At 63.3% G+C, this 25,470-nt stretch carries 22 protein-coding genes and 1 pseudogene; 15 read left to right on the plus strand and 8 right to left on the minus strand.

Translation table 11 applies throughout. The features are described from left to right. The first annotated feature begins 18 nt into the window (after window positions 1-18). The 10 genes from H0482_RS07535 to panC all read left to right on the plus strand — a co-directional run bounded on the left by H0482_RS07535 (window position 19) and on the right by panC (window position 9,964). The gene (locus H0482_RS07535; protein ID WP_193729431.1) at window positions 19-813 is read left to right on the plus strand and encodes an ABC transporter permease; all 795 of its coding nucleotides are present in this window, start codon (window positions 19-21) and stop codon (window positions 811-813) included. A gap of 3 nt (window positions 814-816) precedes the next feature. After that, window positions 817-1,617, plus strand: coding sequence for an ABC transporter ATP-binding protein (locus H0482_RS07540; RefSeq protein WP_193729432.1), 801 nt, complete (start codon window positions 817-819; stop codon window positions 1,615-1,617). Window positions 1,618-1,623: 6 nt separating this feature from the next. Further along, a complete protein-coding gene (locus H0482_RS07545; RefSeq protein ID WP_193729433.1) occupies window positions 1,624-2,589 on the plus strand; it encodes an aliphatic sulfonate ABC transporter substrate-binding protein in 966 nt (321 codons plus the stop codon). Between the two features lie 74 nt (window positions 2,590-2,663). After that, window positions 2,664-4,226, plus strand: a complete 1,563-nt coding sequence (locus tag H0482_RS07550) for a sulfatase family protein (RefSeq protein WP_193729434.1) — start codon at window positions 2,664-2,666, stop codon at window positions 4,224-4,226. A gap of 4 nt (window positions 4,227-4,230) precedes the next feature. Next, window positions 4,231-5,193, plus strand: coding sequence for a formylglycine-generating enzyme family protein (locus H0482_RS07555; RefSeq protein ID WP_193729435.1), 963 nt, complete (start codon window positions 4,231-4,233; stop codon window positions 5,191-5,193). 58 nt (window positions 5,194-5,251) lie between these two features. Next, the gene (locus H0482_RS07560; RefSeq protein WP_193729436.1) at window positions 5,252-6,187 is read left to right on the plus strand and encodes a sulfite exporter TauE/SafE family protein; all 936 of its coding nucleotides are present in this window, start codon (window positions 5,252-5,254) and stop codon (window positions 6,185-6,187) included. After that, the gene (locus H0482_RS07565; RefSeq protein WP_193729437.1) at window positions 6,187-6,945 is read left to right on the plus strand and encodes a TIGR02186 family protein; all 759 of its coding nucleotides are present in this window, start codon (window positions 6,187-6,189) and stop codon (window positions 6,943-6,945) included. Before H0482_RS07560 ends, H0482_RS07565 begins: the two co-directional genes overlap by 1 nt. Before the next feature lie 120 nt (window positions 6,946-7,065). Next, entirely contained in the window at window positions 7,066-7,884 is an 819-nt protein-coding gene (panB, locus tag H0482_RS07570) for a 3-methyl-2-oxobutanoate hydroxymethyltransferase (RefSeq protein ID WP_193729438.1), read from the plus strand. Continuing rightward, a complete protein-coding gene (coaBC, locus tag H0482_RS07575) occupies window positions 7,884-9,095 on the plus strand; it encodes a bifunctional phosphopantothenoylcysteine decarboxylase/phosphopantothenate--cysteine ligase CoaBC (RefSeq protein WP_193729439.1) in 1,212 nt (403 codons plus the stop codon). Before panB ends, coaBC begins: the two co-directional genes overlap by 1 nt. After that, window positions 9,092-9,964, plus strand: coding sequence for a pantoate--beta-alanine ligase (gene panC, locus H0482_RS07580; protein WP_193729440.1), 873 nt, complete (start codon window positions 9,092-9,094; stop codon window positions 9,962-9,964). Before coaBC ends, panC begins: the two co-directional genes overlap by 4 nt. Window positions 9,965-9,979: 15 nt before the next feature. Here the strand turns inward: panC and H0482_RS07585 are convergent, their stop codons facing one another. The 3 genes from H0482_RS07585 to murB form a co-directional block, all read right to left on the minus strand. Continuing rightward, window positions 9,980-10,357 (minus strand): YciI family protein, encoded by a 378-nt coding sequence (locus tag H0482_RS07585; RefSeq protein ID WP_193729441.1) that lies wholly within the window; start codon window positions 10,355-10,357, stop codon window positions 9,980-9,982. 112 nt (window positions 10,358-10,469) lie between these two features. Beyond that, entirely contained in the window at window positions 10,470-11,324 is an 855-nt protein-coding gene (locus tag H0482_RS07590) for an EamA family transporter (protein ID WP_330998229.1), read from the minus strand. Between the two features lie 320 nt (window positions 11,325-11,644). Beyond that, window positions 11,645-12,661, minus strand: coding sequence for a UDP-N-acetylmuramate dehydrogenase (murB, locus tag H0482_RS07595; RefSeq protein ID WP_193729442.1), 1,017 nt, complete (start codon window positions 12,659-12,661; stop codon window positions 11,645-11,647). A gap of 167 nt (window positions 12,662-12,828) precedes the next feature. Between murB and topA the strand changes: the two genes are divergently transcribed. The 5 genes and pseudogenes from topA (at window position 12,829) to H0482_RS07620 (ending at window position 19,744) form a co-directional block, all read left to right on the plus strand. After that, complete coding sequence (topA, locus tag H0482_RS07600; protein ID WP_193729443.1) at window positions 12,829-15,468, plus strand: type I DNA topoisomerase; 2,640 nt, start codon at window positions 12,829-12,831, stop codon at window positions 15,466-15,468. 132 nt (window positions 15,469-15,600) lie between these two features. Then, window positions 15,601-16,284: a fumarylacetoacetate hydrolase family protein gene (locus H0482_RS07605; protein WP_193729444.1), complete on the plus strand. Its 684-nt coding sequence runs from the start codon at window positions 15,601-15,603 to the stop codon at window positions 16,282-16,284. Then, a complete protein-coding gene (locus H0482_RS07610; RefSeq protein WP_193729445.1) occupies window positions 16,284-17,375 on the plus strand; it encodes an ATP-dependent DNA helicase in 1,092 nt (363 codons plus the stop codon). Before H0482_RS07605 ends, H0482_RS07610 begins: the two co-directional genes overlap by 1 nt. Before the next feature lie 207 nt (window positions 17,376-17,582). Then, window positions 17,583-18,815: pseudogene (locus H0482_RS07615) on the plus strand (cation:proton antiporter domain-containing protein); the annotation flags it as partial. 491 nt (window positions 18,816-19,306) lie between these two features. Continuing rightward, window positions 19,307-19,744 (plus strand): RrF2 family transcriptional regulator, encoded by a 438-nt coding sequence (locus H0482_RS07620; RefSeq protein WP_193729447.1) that lies wholly within the window; start codon window positions 19,307-19,309, stop codon window positions 19,742-19,744. 78 nt (window positions 19,745-19,822) lie between these two features. Here the strand turns inward: H0482_RS07620 and purU are convergent, their stop codons facing one another. From purU to H0482_RS07645, 5 genes are all read right to left on the minus strand, one after another. Beyond that, entirely contained in the window at window positions 19,823-20,677 is an 855-nt protein-coding gene (gene purU / locus H0482_RS07625) for a formyltetrahydrofolate deformylase (protein ID WP_193729448.1), read from the minus strand. Between the two features lie 383 nt (window positions 20,678-21,060). Beyond that, window positions 21,061-21,873: an ABC transporter permease subunit gene (locus H0482_RS07630; RefSeq protein ID WP_193729449.1), complete on the minus strand. Its 813-nt coding sequence runs from the start codon at window positions 21,871-21,873 to the stop codon at window positions 21,061-21,063. A 2-nt stretch (window positions 21,874-21,875) separates the two neighbouring features. Continuing rightward, complete coding sequence (locus H0482_RS07635; RefSeq protein ID WP_230989534.1) at window positions 21,876-22,730, minus strand: ABC transporter permease subunit; 855 nt, start codon at window positions 22,728-22,730, stop codon at window positions 21,876-21,878. Between the two features lie 95 nt (window positions 22,731-22,825). After that, window positions 22,826-23,977, minus strand: a complete 1,152-nt coding sequence (locus H0482_RS07640; RefSeq protein WP_193729451.1) for an ABC transporter ATP-binding protein — start codon at window positions 23,975-23,977, stop codon at window positions 22,826-22,828. 158 nt (window positions 23,978-24,135) lie between these two features. Beyond that, window positions 24,136-25,218, minus strand: a complete 1,083-nt coding sequence (locus tag H0482_RS07645; RefSeq protein ID WP_193729452.1) for a polyamine ABC transporter substrate-binding protein — start codon at window positions 25,216-25,218, stop codon at window positions 24,136-24,138. Window positions 25,219-25,470: the final 252 nt, after the last annotated feature.

Consider the following 25,470-nt stretch of genomic DNA (forward strand, 5'->3'; position numbering starts at 1 on the left):
TCTTTGAAGGATAGCAACATGGCACAATCCGAAGCCGTATCATTGCCCGCAAAGACGGGGCCCCGGATCGACAAGACCGCCCTCGTTCTCGCTCCGATCTCCATCCTAGGCGGGATTGGCCTGTGGTGGCTCGCTACCACGCTCACCGCGACGCCGCTGCCCGGGCCGGTGGAAGTGCTGGAGCGGTTCGTAAAATCCTTTGCCAGCGGGCAATGGTGGTCCGATACGCGCGCCTCGCTGACCCGCGTCTTGACCGGCTTTGCGCTCGGGGTGCTGCTGGCCATTCCGGTTGGCTTTCTCATGGGCTGGTACAAGGTCGCGCGAGGGCTGATCGATCCCTGGATTCAGTTCTTCCGCGTCATCCCGCCGCTGGCCATCATTCCGCTGGCCATCGTCACCATGGGGATCGATGAGACGCCCAAGATCTTCGTGATCTTTCTCGCCTCCTTCTTGTCCTCCGTCGTCGCGGCCTATCAGGGCGTCGTCAGCGTGGACAAGACCTTCATCAATGCCGCCCGCGTGTTGGGCGCTTCGGACTGGGTGATCTTCACCCGCGTCGTCATCCCTGCTTCGACCCCGTTCATCCTTGTCGGCTTCCGTATCGGACTGGGTTCGGCCTGGGCGACCGTGGTGGCCGCCGAACTCATCGCCGCGCAGGGCGGGCTCGGTTTCCGCATGCAGCAGGGCCAGCTCTATTACGATCTTCCCATCATCTTCGTGTCGCTCATTTCCATCGGTGTCCTGGGCCTGCTGATGGATCGGGTCGTCGTCCTGGCGGAGCGCAAGCTCACTGCCTGGCAGGAAAGGATCTGAACCATGACCATTTCCTCCGAGGTCAAAATCCGCTTCGAGAATGTCGGACGGGTTTTCGGTTCCGCCAGCGGCACGTTTACGGCGCTGGAGAACTTCAATCTCGACGTCTATGACGGCGAATTCATCACCGTTGTCGGCCCCTCGGGCTGCGGCAAGTCCACGGCGATGAACATCGTGGCCGGCCTGCTCGAGGTCAGCAATGGGCGCTGCCTCGTCGATGGCGAGGCCGTGTCCGGCCCCGGCCCCGACCGCGGCGTCATCTTCCAGCAATATGCCCTGTTCCCGTGGCTGAGCGTGCGCGACAATGTCGAATTCGGGCTCAAGCTCAAGGGGCTTGGCCGCGAGGAGCGCCGGCGGATCGCGGCGCATTACATCGATCTGGTCGGCCTGTCGGATTTCGCCGATGCCCTGCCCAAAATGCTCTCGGGCGGCATGAAGCAGCGTTGCGCCATTGCCCGCGCCTATGCCGTCAATCCCAAGGTCCTGCTGATGGACGAACCGTTCGGCGCGCTCGATGCGCTGACCCGCGTTCGCATGCAGGAGCAATTGCTGGAAACCTGGTCGAAAGAGCGTCGCACCGTGATGTTCATCACCCATGACGTGGATGAGGCCGTGTACCTCGCCAATCGGGTGATCGTCATGGCGGCCCGCCCCGGCCGGCTCCAGGAAGTGATCAATGTGGATCTGCCCTATCCACGCACCGAGGACATTCGTCTCTCGCCCGAATTTGCGGAAATCCGCAATAAAGTCTGGCACGCCGTCTATACGAGACCTGGCCAGCAATCCAACCCGCAGGAGGAGTAGGTTAAAATGCACAAGCGCAATCTGATCAAACTGGTCGCCGGCCTGGCGCTGAGCGGGGTATTTCTCGGCCCGGTCATGGCGCAGGAGCCCACCACCATTCGCATGGGCTATATCGCCGACTATTTCGGCTCGAGCATGGCCGCGATCGCCACCAAGCAGGATCTGTGGTCCAAGCACGGGCTCAAGGCCGAACTCAGCGTCTTCACCAATGGCCCGATCCAGGTTCAGGCCCTGGGCGCGGGATCGCTGGACTTCGCCTATATCGGACCGGGTGCCCTGTGGCTGCCGGCTTCGGGGCAGGCCAAGGTGATCGCGATCAATGCCCTGGGCGCCACTGACCGCGTCATTGCCCAGCCGGGCATCGAATCGCTGGAGGATCTGCGCGGCAAGCGGGTTGCGGTGCCCGAAGGCACGTCCGGCGACATGCTGCTGCGCCTAGCGCTCGAGGAAGCCGGGATGAGCCTTGACGACGTGGAAACCATCATGATGGACCCCAGCACCATCGTCACGGCCTTCTCCGCAGGTCAGGTCGATGCCGCCGGCATCTGGTATCCGTTCGTCGACATCATTCGCCAGCGCATCCCCGGGCTCAACGAATTGTCCAAGAACGAGGACTTCTTCCCCGAAGTGGCCTTTCCGAGCTCGTTCATCGTTTCCAACGCCATGGCCGAGGACGAGGACACGATCCGCAAGGTCAATGCCGTCATCAAGGACGCGCTCGACTATCGCCGCGACAATCTCGATGAAGCGGTGGCCATCACCGCCGAATTCCTCGGCGTGCCCGCCGAGCCACTGGCGGCCGAAGCGGTGCAGGCCCGCCTGCCCAGCTCCGAGGAGCTGGAAGCGCTGACCCTTGATGGCAGCGTCCAGGGCTGGCTCGATACGCTGGCAGGGCTCTATGTGGCGTTCGGCCGTATCGAAAATCCGCAGCCGGCATCCGAATTCTATCTGGGCGATTTCTTCGCCAAGTAGTTCGTTGCGTCCCGAACCTCCGCGCCGCAGGGTGCGGAGGTTCACCACATTCTTGCATCATGGATAGACTGGCTATGACGACAACCCGGCCCAATATCGTGTTCATCATGGCCGATGACCACGCCGCGAACGCGATTTCCTGCTATGGCTCGGGTCTCAACGCCACGCCCCATATCGATCGGCTGGCGCATGAGGGCATGCGGCTCGATCATTGCTATGTCACCAATTCCATCTGTACGCCCAGCCGGGCGTCGATCCTGACCGGCACCTATAATCACGTGAACGGGGTGACGACGCTGGCGACGCATCTCGACAATCGCCTGCCCAATGTCGCCCGCCATCTGCGCGCCTCCGGCTATCAGACCGGCATGTTCGGCAAATGGCATCTGGGCGAAGGCAAGGAACATGAGCCTTCGGGGTTCGATGCCTGGTCGGTTCTGCCCGGACAGGGGGATTATTTCGACCCGGTGATGATCGATGCCGAGGGGCCGAAGGTCGAGCCGGGCTATGCCAGCGACATCATCACCGACAAGACCATCGATTTCCTCGAGGCGCGCGATCCGGATCGTCCCTTCTTCGTGATGTGCCACCACAAGGCGCCGCACCGCCCCTTCGTGCCGCATCCGCGCTACCGTGATCTCTATGTCGAGGATCTGCCGGTGCCGGATACCTATGACGACGATTACAGCAATCGCGCCTCGGCGGCCGAACTGGCCAAGATGCGGATTCGCCGCGACATGACCTATGAGGATCTCGGCCTGATCCAGCCCGAAGGCGGGGACGAGATCGGCGAAGCCCAGCGCAGCGAAAACGGGTTCGTCGGCCGCAAGGTGCCCGATCCCGAAGATGTCAGCGGGCTGGTCCTCATCGACAAGGACACCGGAGAGAACTTCACCTTCGCCACGCGGCGGGAACTCGACCTCTTCAAGTATCAGCGCTATATCAAGCGCTATCTGCGCACAATTGCCGGTATTGACGACAATGTGGGGCGGCTGCTCGATTATCTCGACGCCAATGGGCTGAGCCAGGACACCATCGTCATCTATACGTCCGATCAGGGCTTTTTCCTGGGCGAGCACGGCTGGTTCGACAAGCGCTTCATGTATGAAGAATCGCTGCAAATGCCCTTCGTCATCCGCTATCCGCGCGCCATCAAGGCCGGCGCCATTTCCAAGCGCATCGCCAGCAATGTCGATTTCGCGCCGACCTTCCTCGACTATGCCGGACTGCCCATGCCCAGCTATATGCAGGGGGTGAGCCTGCGTCCGCTCCTTGAAGACAAGGCGGGCGAGGATTGGCAGGAAGTCGCCTATCACCGCTACTGGATGCACAAGGATTATTATCACAATGCCTTTGCCCATTACGGGGTGCGCGACAGCCGCTACAAGCTGATCTACTGGTATAATGAAGCCTTGGACCAGCCCGGCGCGTTCGACGGCGACGAGCCGCCCGAATGGGAATTGTTCGATTGCCTCGAAGACCCCAGCGAAATGTTCAACCTTTCCAATGATCCCGCCTATCGCGAAGTGTTCCTCGCCATGCTGACCAAGCTCGATGCCAAGATGGCGGAGGTCGGCGATGTGCCCGAGCACGACAGCGCGGCATTGCGCGCCGGCCTCGAGGCATCCTCCCGGTGACGAGATGAACGGATGCTGCCTGCCCAAGCCCGTGCCGGAGCGGTCAGCGCCAGAAAAGGTGCCGGGCGGGCTCGCGGTCGCTTCCGGCCCCGGGCATGATCGCGTAGCGGCCCGGCCCATAGCGGGGGGCGCATCCTTTGTCGGCACCAATGACCCAGCCATCCCGCAGGATGGCGAAGGCCCCGAGCGGGCTGTGACCCTTGCCGATTTCCTGCTGTCGCCGACGAGCGTGACCAATCGGCAATTCGAAATCTTTGTCGAAGAGACCGGCTATGTCACCGAGGCCGAGCGGCTTGGCTGGTCGCCGGTTTTCGATGGCAGCGAGCGTCCTGCTTTCGCGAATGCGCCGGTGGGGGACGGGCTGCCGTGGTGGCATATAGTCAATGGAGCGAATTGGAAGTGCCCCGAGGGGCCGGACAGCACCATTGCCGGGCGCATGGATCATCCCGTGGTGCAGGTGTCGTGGAACGATGCCAATGCCTATGCAAATTGGGCGGGGGGGCGGCTGCCGCGGGAGGCGGAATGGGAGCATGCAGCGCGCGGTGGCGCGATCCGCAAGCGCTTTCCCTGGGGCGATGAGGAGCCGGATGACGACAAGGCTTTGTGCAATATCTGGCAGGGAAATTTCCCTCACCACAACAGCCTGCGCGACGGCTATCTGCGCACCGCGCCGGCGCGCAGCTTCGCGCCCAATGCGCTGGGCCTTTTCAACATGGCCGGTAATGTCTGGGAGTGGAGCGCCGACGCCTTTCGCATCCGCTCCATGGGAATAGGTGCGCAACAGCGCAACGCCCTTGCCGCCCGGCATGGAGAGCGGGTGCTGAAGGGAGGCTCCTTTCTGTGCCACATTTCCTATTGCTATCGCTATCGGATAGCGGCGCGGACCGCCATGTCGCCCGATAGCGCCTCGAGCAATGTCGGCTTCCGCATCGCCTTCGACCCCCTCGAAAGTGGAGCCGTGGCCTGATAATCGAATTGGGCACAGAAGCCCGTGATTCAACCCGGCTGCTTCGCCCAGGTTTCCAATGCCCATTTACCTGCCCATTGCCGAGCTTTCAGTCGATCTGTTCTTCCTGGTCGGCATCGGTACGGCAATCGGCTTCATTTCCGGGCTTTTCGGGGTCGGCGGCGGCTTTCTGCTGACGCCGCTCCTATTGTTTTCCGGCGTGCCAGCGCCGGTCGCGGTCGCCTCGGTCACCGCGCAGGTCGCGGCATCTTCGACTTCGGGCGCCATTTCCCATTTTCGACGCGGCGGCGTCGATCTCAAAATGGCGTTCTATCTGGTCTGTGGCGGCGTTGTTGGGGCGTTCGTCGCCATCTGGCTGCTGTCCGTATTGCGCACGCTGGGCCTGTTCGATCTCTTCATCGCCTTCGGTTATCTGCTGCTGCTGGGCTCGATGGGCGTCTTGATGATGGTCGAATCCGTGCAGGCGCTTCTGGCGTCCCGCCGCAATGCCTTGGTGGTGACGCGGCGCAAGCAGAACCAGCTCACCTGGCTGCAGCGGCTGCCGCTTCGCACGCGGTTCCGGCGATCGCGCCTTTATATCTCCATTCTGCCCATCATCGCCATTGGCTTTCTCGTGGGCATATTGGGGGCGCTGCTTGGCCTGGGGGGCGGCTTTGTGCTCGTCCCGGCGCTGGTCTATCTGATCCGCGTTCCCGGCAACGTGGTTATCGGCACCTCGCTGATCCATCTTCTGGTGGTGATGGCGGTGACCTGCATATTGCAGGCGGTGAACAATCAGTCGGTCGATATTCTTTTGGCGTTTTGCCTGATGGTGGGCGGCGTGGCCGGGGCTCAATTCGGCGCCGCGGCCGGTCAGTCGCTCAAGGGTGAGCAATTGCGCGGCCTGCTGGCCCTGCTTATCCTGGCGGTGGCGACGCGCTTTGGAATTTCCATCATCACCATGCCGGCCGATCCCTTCGCCTTCGAGGTCATCGGTTTCGGTGAGATTCTGTGATGAGACATGTCCTCCTCGTGCTGATCGGCCTTATCGGCTTCTCCCTGACGGCGCTGCCAAATGCATCCGCGCAGGGCGTGGTGCTGGCAAATTCCGATCCCGTGGTCACCATCCATTCCAATTTCGCCGGCCAGGCCTTCAGCCTTTTCGGGGCCATTGACCCGCAGGAAATCGGTGTGCCCGATCGGGCGCAATATGATGCGGTGATCGTCATCGAGGGGCCGCCGCAGGACCAGCGCGTCAGCATGAGCGGGCGGCAGGCGGGTATCGTGCTCACCACGCAGACCGCGACCTATCGGGGTGTGCCGAGCTATTATGCGGTGCTGTCGAGCCGCCCGCTCAATGTCATGCTGTCGCCGGAAATGCAGAATGATCCCGGTTTCGACCCACTCGCCGTCATCGCGGCGGCGCGGGTATCGGGCGATCCCATGTTCGACGAGGAATTGCGGCGCCTGCGCCGCAAGGCCGGCACGCTGATCGAAAGCGGCATGGGCGTGGCGTTTCTCTCGCGCACGGCTTTCGCCGCCCGGATCGACCTGCCCTCCAATGTCGCCAATGGCCTTTATGGCGCCAGGGCCTATATCTTTGTGGATGGCGAAATGATCAGCAGCACCATTACCCGATTTTCGGTGCGCACCGAAGGGTTCGAGCGCTTTGTCGCTACCATGGCGGTGCGCCAACCGCTGCTTTATGGCATCGCCGCGGTGTTGCTGGCGCTGCTGACCGGCTGGCTGGGCGGCCTTTTGTTCAAGCGCTGAGCCGGGCGGCCGCTCGAGCGCTCTAGCACCAATGAAGGGCTGGCGCCCCGGGCTTTGATGGCTTATTGCCGCGCCTTAAGGCCGGGACGCTGTCGAGCCCGCCGGGCTGAAGGACTTTTCATGTCGGTTCACACACCCGCCAGACGCCTCACCACGCGCGATATTGCCGCCATGCGCCGGCGCGGCGAGCCCATAGCCATGCTGACCGCCTATGATGCGATCATGGCCGCGCTGGTCGAAAGCGCCGGGATCGACATGATCCTGATCGGCGATAGCCTGGGCAATGTGGTGCTGGGGCACGAGACCACCCTGCCGGTGACGCTCGATGACATGATCCGTCACGCGGCGGCGGTAAAGCGCGGGACGTCGCGGGCGCTCTTGGTCTGCGACATGCCGTTCGGCTCGGTGACCGATCCGGCACAGGCCCTGGCCAATGCGGTGCGCGTCATGAAGGAAACCGGCGTCGAGGCGGTCAAGGTCGAGGGTGGTCTCGCCATGGTGCCAATGGTCGAGGCGCTGGTGGCCCATGGAATCGCCGTGATCGGCCATATCGGGCTGACGCCGCAGGCGGTGCACCAGATGGGCGGCTATTACATGCATGGCAAGGACGACGCCTCGGCGGCGCGGCTGCGCGAGGAGGCCAAGGCCCTTGAAGCGGCAGGCGTTTTCGCGCTGGTGCTCGAATGCGTGACCCCGGCGCTGGCCTCCGAGATCACCCGCGCCCTGACCATCCCCACGATCGGCATCGGCTCCGGGAAGGACTGCGCTGGACAGGTGCTGGTGGTCAATGATCTGATCGGGCTCAATGTCAGCCCGCCCCCGGGCTTTGCCCGGCCGCGCGCCGATGTCGCCGCTATCATTCGCGGCGCCGTGGGGGAATATGTGGCCGAGACCAAGGCCGAAAGGCAGCCGATCCCGATGTCCCGGCGGGCGGAATAATGGCCAATATTGTGATCGCCGTTTCCGGCTCGATTTCCGCCTATAAGATCGCCGATGTCGTGTCTGAATTGGGCAAGGCGGGCCACCAGGTTCAGTGTCTCTTGACCCGCAGCGCCCGGGAGTTCGTCAGCCCGCTGGTTCTTGAAACCCTGAGTGGTCGCAAGGCTTTATCGGAGATTTTCGGTCCCGATATTTCAGGCACCGAGCATATCGATCTGGCGCGCTGGGCGGAATTGATCGTCTTCGCGCCAGCGAGCGCCAATATGCTGGCGCGACTGGCTCTGGGGCTGGCCGATGACCTGCCCTCCACTGTAGCGCTGGCGAGCGAGGCGCCATTGCTGATCGCTCCGGCGATGAATACCGTGATGTGGGAAAAACCCATTGTGCAACAGCACCTTGCGGCGCTGGTGGCGCGCGGCGCCGAAGTGATCGATCCGGCTTCTGGGTTGCTGGCCTGCGGGGAAGTGGGCATGGGCAGGCTGGCGCCAGTCGCCGATATCGTCGCGGCAATCGAGCGGGCGCTGCGGCCCGTCGCGGCCCCGGACCTTGAGGGCAAGCGCATTCTGATCACTGCCGGGCCGACGACCACGCCGATCGATGCGGTGCGCTATATCACCAATCATTCGACCGGGCGGATGGGCGCCGCCATGGCCGAGGAAGCGCTGCGGCGCGGGGCCGTGGTGGATTACGTGCTCGGTATCGACAAGGGCGTGGTGCGGCCGGTCGCGCCGCGTGGCGCCGAGGGGCGGCTGCACCTCATCGAAGTGCGCAGCGCCGAGGAGATGGCGGCGGCGGCGCTGGAAAAACTGCCGCTCACGCAAGGCGTTATCGCCAGCGCGGCGGTGATGGATTATGCGGTGGCCGCTCCATCGGCGCGCAAGCTCAAGCGGGGAGCGGAAGCCATCGCGCTCGACCTAGTGCCGTCCGTCGATGTGCTGGGCGCCTTGCGTAGGGCGGCGAAAGATCAATGGTTTCTGGGTTTTGCCGCCGAAACGGACCATGTCGAGGCGCATGGCAGGGGCAAGCTCGAGGCCAAGGGACTGGATTTCCTCTTTGCCAATCAGGTCGCCAGACTGGGTGAGACGGGCGCGACCGGCTTTGCGGTTTCGACCAATGCGGGCGTGTTGCTGGGCAAGGATGGATTGCGGCAGGAATTGGGGCTGGGCAGCAAGACCGAGATCGCCAGGCAGATCTGGGATCTGATCGCATGACCTTGATCTTGAAGGATAAAGCGGCGTTGCGCGCCTGGCGTTCCAGCCTGCCCGCCGAGGTGAAACTGGGTTTCGTGCCGACCATGGGCGCGCTGCATGCGGGCCATATCAGCCTCATGGAACAGGCGCGGGCCGGCTCGGATCGCGTCATTGCCTCGATCTTCGTCAACCCCTTGCAGTTCGGGGCCAATGAAGATCTGTCGCGCTATCCGCGGCCGCTGGAGGCTGATCTGGCCAAGCTGGAAGCGGCGGGGGTGGAGGCGCTGTTCCTGCCTTCGGTGGATGACATGTATCCCCCTGGCTCCTCAACTTTCGTTGATGAATCAATGGCTTCGCTGCCATTGTGCGGAGCGGAGCGACCGGGACATTTTCGCGGCGTCGCGACCGTGGTGCTCAAATTGTTCAATCTGGTGCAGCCGCAGATCGCCTGGTTCGGCCAGAAGGACGCCCAGCAATGCGCGGTAATCGAGCGCATGGTGCGCGACCTCGACGTGCCGGTCGAAATCCGGCGCGGGGCCATTGTGCGGGAGGCGGATGGGCTGGCGCTGAGTTCGCGCAATGTCTATCTGAGCGCCGAGGATAGGGCCGCTGCACCCCTGATTTATCAAAGCCTTAAGGCAGCCGAAGCGGCATATCTCGCCGGCGAGACGGAGGCGGAGAAATTGTCGGCGCTGGGGCTGTCGGTGCTGGCGCGTTCGGACCGGCTCGTGCCGCAATATTGGGAATTGCGCGACCCTGAAAGCCTCGGGACCATCGCCAGAGTGGGGCCGGGCGGCGCCTTGCTCGCCATTGCCGCATTTCTCGGCAAAACCCGGCTGATCGACAATCTTTTATTGCTCCCGGATCGCCGTCCAGAGGCGATTAGTTAACGGACTGCTAACCTTTCACGCCGGGGCCAGCTTGTTGTCGCCGAAATAGCGCAGGGGCCGGATTTCGTAGGAGCCCCTGCCCGGATTGGCCACGGCCAGACGCCTGGCGAAATCGACCGCCTCATCCATGTTTTCGCAATCGGCGACATAGAAGCCAAGAAATTGTTCCTTGGTTTCGGCAAAGGGGCCGTCAAAGACGATCGGATCGCCGGAGGACTTTTTGAGCGTCCTGGCCTCGTCGGTATTCCAGAGGCGGACGACAGGGCCCAGCTTGCCCTTCGCGCTCATGCCGGCCTGAACGGCGCCAAGCCGCTCCATGCAGGCGGCGTCTTCCTCGGCCGTCCAGCGCGAGACTTCCTCTTCTTCATTATAGCAGAGAATGGCGTAGAGCATCGGGACACCTCCAGAACACGATTATCGCGCCGTGCGCGGCGCCAGGCAATCGGGTTCGGCGCGCCGGCGTGTTGTTTCGCCGCGAATTGTCCGAACATTGCCGATAGGCTTTTCAGTCCGATGTGCCGGCAATGGTGATCGTGGCGCCGATGGAGGCGGTGACGATGGCGGTAATGCCGATGATCTGTCCAGGGGCAAGCGTCTCGTGAAGGATGATAAGCCCGGAGAGGGCCGCCAAGGCGGGCTGGCCGCTCATCAGGATGCCGAAGAGGCGCGCCGGGATATGGGGCAGGGCCACCATGTCGAGCGCATGGGGAATGGCGCTGGAAAGGAGCGCCACGGCAAGGGCCAGCGGCAGGATGGCGGGATCGAGCATGCCCGCGCCGGCGGTGAAGATGCCGAAGGGCAGGGCGATGCAGGCGGCGGTGGCGACCCCCAGCGCGGCGATATGGGCGCCGCCACCAGTGCCGGCGCGCTGGCCGAAAATGATATAGCCGGCCCAACAGGCGCCCGCGCAGAGGGCGAGGACGACGCCGAGGGGTGAAATGTCGCCCGCATTGCCGCTCCAGGGCAGGAGCAGGGCAAAGCCGGCCATGGCCAGCACGATCCAGAAAAAGTCGAGTGGACGGCGGGCGCCGAACAAGGCCACGGCCAAGGGGCCGGTAAATTCGAGCGCCACCGCAATGCCGAGGGGGATGTGTTCGAGCGCGGCGTAAAAGAAAAGGTTCATCGCCCCCATGGCCCCGCCATAGAGCAGGACGGCGCGCCATTGCAGGCGGTCGAGCCGGTGCCGCCAGGGGCGGAAGACTGCGAAGAGGACCAGGGCGGCCAGGGTGAGGCGCAGGGCCGTGGCCCCGGCGGCCCCGACCAGCGGAAACAGCATTTTGGCAAAGCTGGCCCCGGTCTGGGTGAAGACCATGCCCAGAGTGACAAGCAGGACCGGAAGAAGGACGGAATTGGGCCGCACGGGAACGGGGCTTTCGCGGGGAGGAGGCAGGTTCGCTGCTTGTAGCGGAGTTTTGCGTCGAGGTGGAGAGCGGGTTTACGTGGGAGTGCGGCTTCCTTGCCATCGGGCACGGGGAAAGTTTCGAACCCCCACCCCAACCCCTCCCCTCAGGGGGGAGGGAGGCGATGGAGCCGCGAGACTGGTGTGTTGAAAGGGTTGCAGAGGTTGTTTGACGGGGCCGGTCTGTCGGGCGGGTGGAGAGAATGAATGGTCCTGAACCCCCATTCTCTATCCTCCCCTCAAGGGGGAGGGGAGCAGGAACCGTTAGGTTTGGGCTGCCCCTACAAAAATACCGGCTCTTCGTGAAGCTGGACACCGAAGCGGGTTCTTACGGTCGATTTGACGTGGTTGGCGAGGGCGGCGATGTCGGCTTGCTGGCCGCCGCCGTGATTGACGACGACCAGGGCATGGCGATCGGAAATGCCGACGGGGCCGAGGCGGAAGCCTTTGAGGCCGGATTTCTCGATCAGCCAGCCGGCGGAGAGTTTCAGCCTGCCATCGGGCTGGGGGAAATGCGGGGCGGCGGGAAATTCGGCCAGCAGGGGCGCGGCCATTTCGGCGCTGACAATGGGGTTCTGGAAGAAGGAGCCGGCATTGGGATGAAGGCGCCAATCGGGCAGCTTGCTCTGGCGCAGCGCGATCACCCGCTCCATGACCGATTGGGGCGTGAGCGCTGGATCATCGGCCAGTTCGGCGAGGCCGGCGAAATTGAGATTGGGCCGCCAATCCCTCGGCAGCGCCAGGCGAATGGAGAGGACGATATAGCGGTCCTTATCCTCTTTGAAGACGGAATGGCGATAGGCGAAGGCGCAATCGGCGCGGGTGAAGCTCGTCGTCCCGCCGCTGTTCCGGTCATAGACCATGGCGGATTCGAAGAGGTCGGCCAGTTCGGCCCCATAGGCGCCGATATTCTGCACCGGCGCGGCGCCGGCCGTGCCGGGGATGAGAGCGAGGTTTTCGAGCCCCCCCAGGCCCTGCTCGACGCTCCAGCACACAAGGTCATGCCAGGTCTCCCCGGCCTGGGCCTCGATGATGGTGACGTCTTCCCGCTGCTCGATTATCGCCTTGCCCCTGGTCGCCATCAGGGCGGTGATGCCGTCAAAATCGGCGGCCAAAACCACATTGCTGCCCCCCCCAAGCACCCGGACCGGCAGGGCGCGGCGCGCCGCTTCGGCAAACAGGATCGGCAATTGGGCGGCGTTTTCGATGGCGATGCCGAAGCGCGAGCGGGCGCGCAGCGCCAGGGTATTGCGGGAAGAGAGGTCGAAATCGGGGATGAGGCTGGCTTGGGGATTCATGTCGCTATGCATTGGTCGCCGTCATTCATGGCTTGTCTCGATAGACCGGGTGGGGGTGGGAGGCGAGGAATTTCTTTCGCAGGCGGAAAAAGCCGCCCCGTTGACACTTTGTTCCGGCTTCACCATGTTGCGCGCTCTTTGAATGCTGTTGCGGAACGGATCGCCGAATGAAGGTCGTCGTCGTTGAAAGTCCGGCCAAGGCCAAGACAATCAACAAATATTTGGGCAAGGATTATGAAGTCCTGGCCAGCTTCGGCCATATCCGCGACCTGCCGGCCAAGGACGGATCGGTCCGTCCGGACGAAGATTTCGCCATGTCCTGGGAAGTGGACAGCGCGGCCAAAAAGCGCATCGCCGATATTGCCGGGGCGCTCAAGGGCGCCGATGGCCTGATCCTGGCCACCGACCCTGATCGCGAGGGCGAGGCGATTTCCTGGCATATCCTGGACGTGCTGCGCGCCAAGAAGGCGCTGAAAAAGGATGTGCCGGTGCAGCGGGTGGTGTTCAACGCCATCACCAAGGACGCAGTGACCGCCGCCATGGCCAAGCCGCGTGATATCGACATGCCGCTGGTGGACGCCTATCTGGCGCGCCGGGCGCTCGATTATCTCGTCGGCTTCACGCTCTCGCCCATTCTGTGGCGCAAATTGCCGGGCTCGCGCTCGGCGGGGCGCGTGCAATCGGTGGCGTTGCGGCTGGTGTCGGAACGCGAAGCGGAAATCGAGAAATTCCGGGCCGATGAATATTGGTCGGTCGAGGCGCAGCTGGCCCAGGGCGGCAAGAGCTTTCTGGCGCGGCTGTTCTCGGTGGACGGCAAAAAGACCGACAAGCTCGACATCCGCACCGGCGAAGACGCGGCCGCGCTCAAGGCGCTGATCGAAGCCGGCCAGTTCAATGTGGCCAATGTCGAAAAGAAACCGACCAAGCGCAATCCCTATGCGCCCTTCACCACCTCGAGCCTCCAGCAGGATGCGTCCTCGCGGCTGGGCCTGTCGCCATCGCGCACCATGCAGATCGCCCAGCGGCTCTATGAGGACGGGCTGATCACCTATATGCGAACCGACGCGGTGCAGATGGCCCCCGAGGGTATTGCCATGGCGCGCTCGGTGATCGGGAAATATTTCGGCGAGGATTATCTGCCCGAAAAGCCCCGGCTCTATCAGACCAAGGCCAAGAATGCGCAGGAAGCGCACGAGGCCATCCGCCCCACCGACATGTTCAAGCGGCCGGAAAATCTCAGCCTCGATGCCGACCAGCAAAAGCTCTATGGGCTGATCTGGCGCCGCACCCTGGCCAGCCAGATGCGCTCGGCCGAAATCGACCGCACCTCGGTCGACATTGCCGTCAATGTGCCCGGACGCGCGGTGAGCCTGCGCGCCACCGGGTCGGTGGTGACTTTCCCGGGCTTTTTGACGCTCTATGGCGTCGAGGCCAAGGGCGATGGCGAGGATGAGGACGAAGATGGCTGCGAATTGCCTCCGCTCTCGGTGGGCGACAAGCCGGCGCTGAAACAGGTCGAGATCGCGCAGCATTTCACCCAACCGCCGGCCCGCTATACCGAGGCGAGCCTGATCAAGAAGATGGAAGAGCTGGGCATTGGCCGGCCCTCGACCTATGCGGCGACGCTGGGCACGCTCAAGGACCGCAATTACGTGCGGCTCGAAGGCAAGGCGCTTCATCCCGAGGATCGGGGGCGGATCGTCACCTCGTTCCTCGAAAGCTTCTTCACCCGCTATGTCGAATATGGCTTTACGGCGCATCTGGAAGAACAGCTCGACCAAGTGTCAGCCGGCGAACTCGACTACAAGGTGCTGTTGCGCGATTTCTGGAAGGATTTCACCGCCGCCACCGAGGAAATCAAGGATCTGCGCGTCTCCGAAGTGCTGGATGCGCTCAACGATCTTCTGGCCGACCACATTTTCCCGGCGCGCGAGGATGGGTCCGATCCGCGCAAATGCCCCACTTGCGGCACCGGCACGCTGTCGCTGAAACTGGGCAAGTTCGGCGCTTTTATCGGCTGCTCGAACTATCCCGAATGCAAGCACACGATGCAATTGTCCGATGCGGCCAGCGGCAATGCCGCCGAGGCGGCGGCGGGCGACGGCATCTTGGGCACCGATCCGGAAAGCGGCGAGGAAGTGCATCTCAAATCCGGGCGGTTCGGGCCCTATGTGCAGCTCGGCGAGGGCAAGGAGCCCAAGCGGAGTTCCCTGCCCAAGGGCTGGGACGCGGCTGCGATGACGCTCGAAAAGGCGCTGCAATTGCTCAGCCTGCCGCGGGAAGTGGGCCTGCATCCCGAAACCGGCCAGATGATCATGGCCGGGCTCGGGCGCTATGGGCCGTTCATCCTGCATGAGGGCAAATATGCCAATCTGCCGGACGTCGAAGAGGTGTTCACCGTCGGCATCAACCGCGCGGTGGATCTGATCGCGCAAAAGGCGGCGGGCGGTTTCCAGCGCGCCAGCGCTTCGGCGATCAACACGTTCGAGCATGAGGGCGGGCCGATCAAGATCGCCGTGGGCCGGTTCGGACCCTATGCCAATCAGGGCAAGGTCTATGCCAATATTCCCAAGGACATCAAACCCGAGGATGTGACGCTGGAACAGGCCGTGGCGCTGATCGCCGCCAAGATCGAGGCGGGGGGCGGCAAGAAGAAGGCACCGGCGAAAAAGGCGGCGGCCAAGAAGCCCGCAGCCAAAAAGGCTGCCGCTCCCAAGGAAGCGACAGCGAAAAAGCCCGCGGCCAAGACCACCAAGGCCAAGACGAGCAAAGCCAAGACTGCGCCCGAGGAAGACGTCCCGTTTTGATCCGGAGCGGCCGGGCGGCGATTGACCTCCCGCCGCGAAGGCTTTAGCCCTTGGCTGGCCGGAACAAAGGATGAATCTCACGCAGGATTTGCCTCGACTGGCGGAAACCCATGTCTGCCGAGGAGCTGGAGCGTGGCTGAGCTGATTTTTCCGGTCCCCGAGCCGGTGCTGGTGCCGATCCGGGGCGGCGGGGCCTTTCCGGTGCGGCGCATCTATTGCGTGGGACGCAATTATGCCGAGCATGCCCGCGAAATGGGCCATGACACGCGCGAGAAGCCATTCTTTTTCGACAAGCCCGCCGATGCGGTGCTGACCGGGGGTGCGGCCATGGCCTATCCGCCCCAGACAGGCGATCTGCACCACGAGATCGAACTGGTCGTCGCCATCGGGAGGGACGGCAGCGACATTGCCGAGGCGGCGGCGCTGGACCATGTGTGGGGCTATGGCGTCGGGCTCGACATGACGCGGCGCGACTTGCAGGCCGAGGCCAAGAAGGCCGGACGCCCCTGGACTTTCGCCAAGGGGTTCGATCAATCTGCGCCGCTGGGCGAGCTGGTCGGGGCGGAGGCGATCGGGCATCCGCAACGGGGCGCGATCAGGCTTTTGGTCAATGGCGTCGAGCGGCAGCGCGGCGATCTGGGCGAGCAGATCTGGAGCGTGGCCGAAACCATCGCCTTTCTCAGCCGCTTCGTCGGGCTCAAGGCCGGCGACCTGATCATGACCGGCACGCCCGCAGGGGTCGGGGCGGTGTCGCGCGGCGATGCGCTTGAAGGGGAAATCGAGGGCGTGGGCCGGGTCAGGACGGTGATCGTCTGATGGCGCCGGTCTGGTCCAGCCAGCAGGATGCGGCCCTGCTCGCGGTGTCGGCCTGGCTCAAGGACCGCAATGGCAAGCAGGTGTTCCGCCTGTTCGGCTGGGCGGGGACCGGCAAGTCGACGCTGGCCGTGCATCTGGCCCAGGACGTGCGCAATGTGAAATTCGCCGCCTTTACCGGCAAGGCGGCGATGGTGATGCGCAAGCGCGGCTGCAAGGGCGCGCAGACCATCCACAGCCTCATCTATACGCTGGTCTCCGAAAAGGAAGGCGAGCCGCGCTTCGTGCTCGATCCGGAAAGCCCGGCCGCCGATGCCGATCTCATCGTCATCGACGAAGTTTCGATGGTGGACGAGGTGCTGGGGGCGGACCTGCTCTCCTTCGGGGTGAAAGTGCTGGTGCTGGGCGATCCGTTCCAATTGCCGCCGGTGCAGGGGGCCGGGTTCTTCATCAATGAGGAGCCCGACATCATGCTGACCGAAATCCACCGGCAGGCGGCGGACAATCCGATCATCCAGCTTTCCATGGCGGTGCGCGAGGGCGGCTTCCTCGATCATGGCCGCTATGGCGACAGCGTGGTGGTGGGCCGCGACCAGGTGGACCGGGACGCGGTGCTGAACGCCGACCAAGTGCTGGTGGGGCGCAACAAGACCCGGCTGACCTATAATGACCGCCTGCGCGAATTGAAGGGCTTGCCGTTTCACGAGCCGGTTCTGGGCGACCGGATGGTGTGCCTCAGAAACAATCCGCGCAAGCGCCTGCTCAACGGACAGATCTGGATCGTCACCGACGCCACGCGCCGCAGCAATGGCAAATGGAGCCTGCTGCTGGCCGATGATGAGGGCAAGGGCGAGACGAGGGTCTTGACCCACAAGGCGTTTTTCTCCGGCGAGGAAGACGCGATGAGCTGGCCGGAGCGGCGGCAATTCGACGAATTTACCTTCGGCTATTGCCTTACTGTCCATAAGGCGCAGGGCAGCCAATGGGACAATGTCTATCTGTTTGACGAGAGCTTCGTGTTTCGCGAGGAACGGGCGCGCTGGCTCTATACCGGGATCACGCGGGCGGCGGAAAAGATCACCATCGTCAGTTGAGAAACGCCTTGCGCCGGGCCTGTCCCGGCAATGGCGTTCATTGCGGAATGCCCACCGGCATGAACCCCGGAGACGGCGAAGCGGGAGATGGCCGGGGCCCCAGCCCAAGTTCGGCCAAACTTGACCGCGCCTATAGCGATTGGGCGGGGCGATGCTTGCGCCCGGTCCAGTCCTGGCCCATCCTTTAAGACTTCACCGGAGACGCGCATGCAGCACGATACCCTTTTGATCTCGACGATCGTCGCGGGTCTGGTGCTGGCCTATATCCTGGGCATGCTCGCCAATCGGCTGCGATTGCCGCCTTTGGTGGGATATCTGCTCGCCGGGATTCTGGTCGGGCCGCTCATGCCCGGCCTTGGCGCCGATGCCGGTCTGGCGCGGCAATTGGCGGAACTGGGCGTCGTGCTGCTGATGTTCGGGACGGGGCTGCATTTTTCGCTCCGCGACCTCGCAAGGGTGCGCGCCCTGGCCATTCCGGGCGCCGTGGCGCAGATCGCGCTGGCGACTTTGCTGGGCACGGGCATGGGCCTGCTGCTGGGCTGGGACATAGGCGGCGCGCTGCTGTTCGGGCTGGCGCTGTCTGTTGCTTCCAGTCTGGTGGCTCTGAGGGCCTTGCAGGACAAGAAGCTGTTCGACACCGAACGCCTGCGCATCGCGCGGGGCTGGCTGGTGGTGGAAGACCTCGTCATGGTGCTGGCGCTGGTTCTGGTGCCGGCGCTTGCCGCTCTGGGCGGGATCGAGACCGGCATTCACGATCCCTTTGTGTCCTTTGTCGAGCGGCTGGTCGGCAATTCCCTCGGCATCTGGGGCGTGCTGGCGATCACTCTGGTCAAGGGCGCCGCTTTTGTCGGCTTCATGCTGGTGGCGGGGCGGCGGCTCATTCCCCTGGCCCTGCATTTGACCGCTAGCAGCGGGAGCCGCGAATTGTCCCGGCTGGCAGTTCTGGCCATCGCCTCGGGCATGGCGCTGGGCTCGGCGGCTTTGTTCGGGGTGCCGCTGGCGCTGGGCGCGTTCTTTGCCGGCATGATCCTTGCGGAAAGTGCGCGCGGCCGGCGCGCCGCCAGCGAGATGCTGCCGCTGCGCGAGGCCTTTGCGGTGCTGTTCTTCTTGGCTCTGGGCATGCTGTTCGACCCGGCGATCCTGATCGAGCAGCCGCTGCTGGTGCTGGGCACGCTATTGATCATCATGATCGGCAAGTCGCTGGCGGCGTTTTTCATCATGCTGGCGTTCCGCCGCCCCGTGGGCACGGCGCTGACCATTGCCGTCTCGCTGGCGCAGATCGGGGAATTTTCCTTTATCCTCGCCGGCATGGGAATGGCCTTCGCCATCCTGCCGCCGGGCGGGCACGATCTGATCCTTGCCGCTGCGCTGCTTTCCATCCTCTTCAATCCGCTCATGTTCTGGATCGCCGGAAGGGCCCGCCCGGCGCTGGAAGCCCGCTTCGGGGGACATGAAGAGGATCGCGCGCCGGTCGCACCGATCGAGCCTAGCCTCGGTGATGCCCTGGCTGAGCGTCCGGGTATGGGCGAGGAGGGCGGGAACGGCGAGAACCCGCCGATAATGGCAGCGGCGGGTGCGCCGGACCTGCCTGCCGAGCCGGTATTGTCTGACGCTGTGCCAGAACCAGAGCCGGAACCGGAGGCGGCGACCGAAACCGGGACCGGTATGGGGCTGATCGGGGAGGCTCCGGCGGCGATCGACGAGATCATTCCGCCCGCTGCCGAGTTGGAGGCGCCGAACGAGCCCGACGCTCCGGCGGCGGATATTCCCCGGGTCTTGCAGGCACCGCCGGACGAAAAACAGGCTATTGCCGCCATCATCGAGCCTGTCGGGGCGGATGAGGGGACTGGCCTCGGGGCCACCGAACCTATAGAGGTCGTCGTGCCACCGGTTGAGCCCGAGCCGAGGAGGCGGGGCGGCAAGAGGAAGACATGATCTCGCAGAAGGCCAAATATGCCCTGCGCGCGCTGGTTTCATTGGCGCGGGCCGGGTGCGGCGAAAGCCGCATGATCGGGGAAATATCGCGCGAGCAGGCGATCCCCAAGAAGTTTCTCGAACAGATCCTGCTGGAATTGAAACGGGCCGGATTCGTCTCCAGCCGGCGCGGGCGTATGGGCGGCTATGAATTGGTCAAGGCCCCCGAGGAGATCATGTATGGCGAAGTGCTGCGGCTGATCGACGGGCCGATTGCGCCGCTGCCCTGCCTTTCCAAGATCGCCTACAAGAAATGCGAGGATTGCCAGGACGAGGCTTCCTGCGAAATCCGCCATGTCTTCGAGCGGGTGACGCTGGCGACGCGCGCCGTGCTGGACCGCACGAGCCTGGCGGATTCGCTCAATCTGGAAGACCTGCCGGTCGAGGCGGCTTAAAGGGATTTACCCTGGTGCTGTTCCATCCACGATGTCATTCCGGCGCAGGCCAGAATGACGCCATGCGGTGATGGCAGTTCAGCCGAAGACCACGGTCTTTTTGCCATTGAGCATGACACGGCTTTCCAGATGCAGCTTGACGGCCCGGGCGAGGACGCGGCTTTCGATGTCGCGGCCGGCGGCGACCAGATCGTCGGGGCTCATGGCATGGGTGACGCGGGCGGTTTCCTGCTCGATGATCGGGCCTTCATCGAGATCGGGAGTGACATAATGGGCGGTGGCGCCGATGATCTTGACGCCGCGCTCATGGGCCTGGTGATAGGGCTTGGCGCCCTTGAAGCTGGGCAGGAAGGAATGGTGGATATTGATCACCTGCCCGAACAGGCGGGTCGAGAGCTGGTCGGAAAGCACCTGCATATAGCGGGCGAGCACGACCAGATCGGCACCGGACTGGCGGACGATGTCGAGCACGCGCGCCTCCTGTTCGGCCTTGCTGTCCTTGCTGACCGGCAGGCAATGATAGGGAATGCCGGCATCCTCGGCGATTTTGCGCGCATCCTCGTGATTGGAGATGATGGCGGCGACCTCGGCGTCGAGCCAGCCGACGCGGATCTGATAGAGCAGATGCAGCAAGGTATGGTCGAATTTGCTGACCATGATGACGATGCGCTTCTTGCGGCCCTGATCGGCCAAGGTGGTCTTCATGTCGAAGCGCTCGATGGGTGAGGTCAGCGCCTGTTCGATGCTGTCGCGGCTGACGCCATGGGGCGCAGTGAAGGCGAGGCGCATGAAGAAGCGGCCGGTCTCGCGGTCCCAGAACTGATTGCTCTCGGCGATATTGGCGCCCAAGGCCGCCAATTCGGTGGTGATGGCGGCGACAATGCCGGGCCGGTCGGCACAGGAGAGAGTGAGAACGAAATTGGCCCCGGGCATTGCCGCCTCCATTTTTTTGGTCGGCAGTGCTATCGGCGGGCGCAGCGCCGCCGTCAAGCCTTGCCGAGGCAAAGTGGGACGCCGAAACAGAAAAGGGCCGCTCCAAAGAGCGACCCTTCCCTGAGTTTGTCGGCCTTGAGGGCCTTGGAGGCGCGTGTGCGGTCTTTAGACACGCTCTCGAACCGGAAAAGTGGGTGCCACTTTTCCTGAGAGCGCTCTAGCTGAGATCACTCCCAGTCAACACACGAAAACCCAGACCTTCCTCAAGAGCCAAAATCTCATAAGACACTGGATCACCTCCTTTTCACTGGTTGAACATGAAGGGAGTGTGGCCGCGATTTCGTGTCCTGTCCAGTCACGAAGATTTGGGTCCGGGGCCGGGCTCAGGCTCGCGCCTTTTTCGGCCTCGAGCGCAATTGGATGATGGTCGCCGCCAGCACGCCCAGCGCCACGATGCCGATGATGATGGTGGCCAGGGCATTGACGTCGGGCGAGACGCCCAGACGCACCTTGGAAAAGATCACCATGGGCAGGGTCGAGGAACCGGGGCCGGAGACGAAGCTGGCAATGACCAGATCGTCGAGCGAAAGCGTGAAGCCCAGAAGCCAGCCCGAGACCAGGGCCGGAGCGATAATGGGCAGGGTGATGTCGAAAAAGGTGCGCACCGGGGAGGCGCCGAGATCCATGGCCGCTTCTTCGAGGCTGCGGTCGAAATCGGCGAGGCGCGACTGCACCACGACCGCCACATAGGCGGTGCAGAAGGTGGCGTGGGCGATGACGATGGTGAGCATGCCGCGTCCCTGCGGCCAGCCCAGCATGCCTTCCATGGCCACGAAGAGCAGCAGCAGCGACAGGCCGGTGATGACGTCAGGCATGACCAGCGGGGCCGAGACCATGCCGGAAAACAGCGTGCGCCCCCTGAAACGGCGGAAGCGCACCAGGGCCACGGCGGCCAGGGTGCCCAGGACCAGCGCGATGGTGGCGGCGATGGCGGCGATCTGCAGGCTCAGAATGGCGGCCTTGATCATCTGTTCATCGCGGAACAATTCGCCATACCATTTGAGCGAGAAGCCAGACCAGACCGTCACCAGCCGGTTCTCGTTGAAGGAGAACAGCACCAGCGACACGATGGGCGCATAAAGGAAGGAAAAGCCGAGCACGGCGGCGATGGGCAGGAACCAGCCTCTTTTGAACATGGCTATTTCTCCACCACCGAGTTTTGCGCCCGCTGTAGCAGCATGATGGGCACGACGACGACGACCAGCATGGCGCAGGCCACGGCGGCGGCGCGGGGCCAATTGGTGGACGAGAAGAATTCGTCCCAGAGCACGCGGCCGATCATCAGGGTTTCGGGGCCCCCGAGCAGGGAGGGAATGACGAATTCGCCGATGGCGGGGATGAAGACCAGCATGGAGCCGGCGACGATGCCCGGCAGCGACAGCGGCAGGGTGATGGTGAGGAAAGTACGCAACGGGCGCGCGCCGAGATCGGCCGAGGCTTCGAGCAGGGAGGCGTCGAGCTTCACCAGATTGGTATAGAGCGGCAGGATCATGAAGGGCAGATAGGTGTAGACGAGGCCCACATAGACGGCGAAATCGGTCTGCATCATCACCAGCGGCTCGATGCCGAACAGGCCGAGGAATTGGTTGATGACGCCATTGCCGCGCATGAAGCCGGTCAGCGCATAAACGCGCAGCAGGAGCGATGTGAAGAAGGGCAGGATGACCAGCATCAGCAGCACATTGCGCCAGGGATGCTGGGCGCGGGCAATGGCATAGGCCATTGGATAGCCGATCAGCAGCGTGATGATGGTGGCGAAAAAGGCGATGCGGATCGAGGAAAGATAGGCCGCGACATAGAGATTGTCGGCGAAGAGGCGGATGTAATTGTTCAGATGCAGCGTCAGCTGCACCGTGCCTTCCTCGGAGGTGAGGAGGGGCGAATAGGGCGGGCGCCCGAACTGCTTGGTGGTCAGGGAAATGGAAAAGACCACAAAGAGCGGAATGAGGAAAAAGACCAGCAGCCAGAGCACCGGCGCGGCCAGAACCAGCATGCGCCCGGTTATGCCGACCTTGGCGAGGCGTTTTTCAACTGCATTCCAGGGACGCAGGCGCCGGGGCGGGGGATAGGTGGGATCGTGGGACGCGCTCATACGGTCAGCACCGAGCCGGCATTGTCGTCCCAGGTAAGATAGACCTTTTCGTCCCAGGTGATGGCGTCGGGATTGCCGCGCACATTATTGGTCTGGCTGACGCGGACGCGTTTGCCGCTGTCGAGCGCCACCTGATAGACGGAAATGTCACCCAGATAGGCGATTTCCTCGACCATGCCGCTGGTGACATTGGCGTTGAAGGGATTTTCCGGCCGCTCGCGGGAGAGCGCGATCTTTTCGGGGCGGATGGCCCACCACAGGATCTGGTCGGGGGCGCAATCGACGCCGTGGCCGACATAGATGTCGCAGCCCAGTTCCGCCGAGCGGATGCGCACATGGTCCGGCTCGTCCTCGGTGACCGTGCCTTCCACCATGTTCACCGAGCCGATAAAGCCGGCGACGAAACGGGAATTGGGGAATTCATAAATGTCGGTGGGTTCGCCGATCATGGCGATCTCGCCCTGATTCATCACTCCGATGCGGGTGGCCAGGGTCATGGCCTCTTCCTGGTCATGGGTGACGACGATGAAGGTGACGCCCAAGCTTTCCTGGATTTTCACCAGTTCGAACTGGGTCTCCTCGCGCAGCTTCTTGTCGAGCGCGCCCAGCGGCTCGTCGAGCAGCAGCAATTTGGGGCGTTTGGCGAGGGCGCGGGCCAAAGCGACGCGCTGGCGCTGGCCACCGGACAATTGATGCGGCTTGCGCTTGCCGTAATCCTGCAATTTGACCAGCGCCAGCAGTTCGGCCACGCGGGCCTCGATCTCGGCCTTGGGCAGGTGGTCGCGCTTCAGCCCATAGGCGATGTTCTGCTCCACCGACATATGGGGGAACAGCGCATAGGATTGGAACATCATGTTGACCGGCCGATTATAGGGCGGCACTTCGGTCATGTCCTGGCCATCGATCTCGATCGTGCCGGAGGTCGGGGTCTCGAAGCCGGCCAGCATGCGCAACAGGGTCGACTTGCCAGAGCCCGAGCCGCCGAGCAGGCAGAACAATTCGGAGCGGTAGATGTCGAGCGAAACGTCATGCACGGCAGAGACGTCGCCGAATTTCTTGGTGACGTTCTTGATGCGCACGAAGGGCTTGTTGTTTGCCGTATCGCGCCAGGGACGCGTATCGACTGCCAGCTGCGGTTTCTTGGCCATTTGCGCTCTGCAAATTCTGTTCGGCGGCCACCTGCCGCTCTCTTCTGCGCTTCCGTCGCCGGCGATCCGAGGGGATTTGCCGCGCTCCGGTTCTCAAGACGTGCCGGGCACGGCACAAAGGATTAAGGGGGCGGTCGGAACCGCCCCCTGATCGTCAATTACTGGCCCGTTTTGATGCGGGTCCAGGTGCGGGTCAAGGTCTCTTCGTAATCGGGCGAATGCGCCTGCATCACGAAAGCCTTTTCGATGGTCTCGGCGGGCGGGTAGATGCCCGGATTGGACTTGACGTCCTCATCCACGAATTCGAGCGCCGGCAGGTTCGGGTTGGCGTAGTAGACGTAATTGGAGATCGCCGCCACGACTTCGGGCTCGAGGATGTAATTGATGAAGGCATGGGCGTTCTGCGGATGCGGCGCATCGGCGGGAATGGCGAGGAAATCGAACAGGGTCGCCGCGCCTTCCTTGGGGATCAGATATTGGATGTCGACGCCCGCCCCGGCATTGTCGGAGGCGATGAAGACGTCGCCCGAATAGCCGAGCGCCAGGCAAATCTCGCCATTGCCCAGATCGTCGATATATTGGGAAGAATGGAAATAGCGCACGAAGGGCTTGATGGAATTGAGCAATTCCTCGGCCTTGGCCAGATCTTCGGCGCTTTCCGAATTGGCGTCGAGGCCCAGATAATGCAGCGCAATGCCCATGACCTCGGAAGAGGAATCGAGGACGGTGACGCCGCAGGAGGCGAGCTTTTCGACGATTTCGGGCTTGAACAGCAGATCCCAACTGTCGATGGGGGCGTCGGCGCCCAGCGCCGCCTCGACCTTGTCCACATTATAGCCCAGCCCGATCGTATTGATCATATAGGGCACGGCATGGGCATTGTCGGGATCCTGCGCGGTGGCGGTGGCCATGACGGCGGGATCGAGATTGCCCAGATTGGTGAGCAGGGACTTGTCGTGCGGCAGGATCAGGCCGGCCTTGATCTGGCGTTCGAGGAAATTGCCCGAAGGCACGACGATGTCATAGCCGGAATTGCCGGCCAGAAGCTTGGCGTCGACGATCTCGTTATTGTCATAGACGTCGTAATTGACCTTGATGCCGGTCCGGGCCTCGAAATTGGCGATCGTGTCCTCGGCGATATAATCGGACCAATTATAGACGTTGAGCACCTTTTCTTCCTGGGCGAAGGCGGGGCTGGCGGCCAGCAAGGCGCCGAGGGCGATGGCGAGCGACTTGTTCATTTGCATATGTCTCCCGGACAATGGTTGGAGGCGGGGTGGCGTCTCGGCGACGGCCGTGCGACGCGATTGCGTCTTTCGCGGAAAGAGCCGCGGCTCAGCCCCGGGGCCTCATCTTTGAGAACCCGGAATGACGGAATGAGGAATCTGGAAGAGGGCTACGGATGCGCGCCCGGAGGCGGCCGGCATAGTCGCTGCAATTTGCCGAAGGCAGGGCTCACATCGAGGCGCACATAGCGCGCCATCAACAATGGT

Source organism: Devosia faecipullorum, from assembly GCF_015158295.1.
Lineage (GTDB): Bacteria > Pseudomonadota > Alphaproteobacteria > Rhizobiales > Devosiaceae > Devosia > Devosia faecipullorum.

Excerpts from the sequence above, each read along its gene's own strand:
- H0482_RS07560 (WP_193729436.1), top strand. The coding sequence starts at position 5,252 with ATGCCCATTTACCTGCCCATTGCCGAGCTTTCAGTCGATCTGTTCTTC.
- H0482_RS07540 (WP_193729432.1), top strand. The coding sequence starts at position 817 with ATGACCATTTCCTCCGAGGTCAAAATCCGCTTCGAGAATGTCGGACGG.
- topA (WP_193729443.1), top strand. The coding sequence starts at position 12,829 with ATGAAGGTCGTCGTCGTTGAAAGTCCGGCCAAGGCCAAGACAATCAAC.
- murB (WP_193729442.1), bottom strand. The coding sequence starts at position 12,661 with ATGAATCCCCAAGCCAGCCTCATCCCCGATTTCGACCTCTCTTCCCGC.
- H0482_RS07645 (WP_193729452.1), bottom strand. The coding sequence starts at position 25,218 with ATGAACAAGTCGCTCGCCATCGCCCTCGGCGCCTTGCTGGCCGCCAGC.
- H0482_RS07620 (WP_193729447.1), top strand. The coding sequence starts at position 19,307 with ATGATCTCGCAGAAGGCCAAATATGCCCTGCGCGCGCTGGTTTCATTG.
- coaBC (WP_193729439.1), top strand. The coding sequence starts at position 7,884 with ATGGCCAATATTGTGATCGCCGTTTCCGGCTCGATTTCCGCCTATAAG.
- H0482_RS07635 (WP_230989534.1), bottom strand. The coding sequence starts at position 22,730 with ATGCTGGTTCTGGCCGCGCCGGTGCTCTGGCTGCTGGTCTTTTTCCTC.
- H0482_RS07610 (WP_193729445.1), top strand. The coding sequence starts at position 16,284 with ATGGCGCCGGTCTGGTCCAGCCAGCAGGATGCGGCCCTGCTCGCGGTG.
- purU (WP_193729448.1), bottom strand. The coding sequence starts at position 20,677 with ATGCCCGGGGCCAATTTCGTTCTCACTCTCTCCTGTGCCGACCGGCCC.
- H0482_RS07545 (WP_193729433.1), top strand. The coding sequence starts at position 1,624 with ATGCACAAGCGCAATCTGATCAAACTGGTCGCCGGCCTGGCGCTGAGC.
- H0482_RS07640 (WP_193729451.1), bottom strand. The coding sequence starts at position 23,977 with ATGGCCAAGAAACCGCAGCTGGCAGTCGATACGCGTCCCTGGCGCGAT.
- H0482_RS07535 (WP_193729431.1), top strand. The coding sequence starts at position 19 with ATGGCACAATCCGAAGCCGTATCATTGCCCGCAAAGACGGGGCCCCGG.
- H0482_RS07585 (WP_193729441.1), bottom strand. The coding sequence starts at position 10,357 with ATGCTCTACGCCATTCTCTGCTATAATGAAGAAGAGGAAGTCTCGCGC.
- H0482_RS07565 (WP_193729437.1), top strand. The coding sequence starts at position 6,187 with ATGAGACATGTCCTCCTCGTGCTGATCGGCCTTATCGGCTTCTCCCTG.
- panC (WP_193729440.1), top strand. The coding sequence starts at position 9,092 with ATGACCTTGATCTTGAAGGATAAAGCGGCGTTGCGCGCCTGGCGTTCC.
- H0482_RS07555 (WP_193729435.1), top strand. The coding sequence starts at position 4,231 with ATGAACGGATGCTGCCTGCCCAAGCCCGTGCCGGAGCGGTCAGCGCCA.
- H0482_RS07630 (WP_193729449.1), bottom strand. The coding sequence starts at position 21,873 with ATGTTCAAAAGAGGCTGGTTCCTGCCCATCGCCGCCGTGCTCGGCTTT.
- H0482_RS07550 (WP_193729434.1), top strand. The coding sequence starts at position 2,664 with ATGACGACAACCCGGCCCAATATCGTGTTCATCATGGCCGATGACCAC.
- panB (WP_193729438.1), top strand. The coding sequence starts at position 7,066 with ATGTCGGTTCACACACCCGCCAGACGCCTCACCACGCGCGATATTGCC.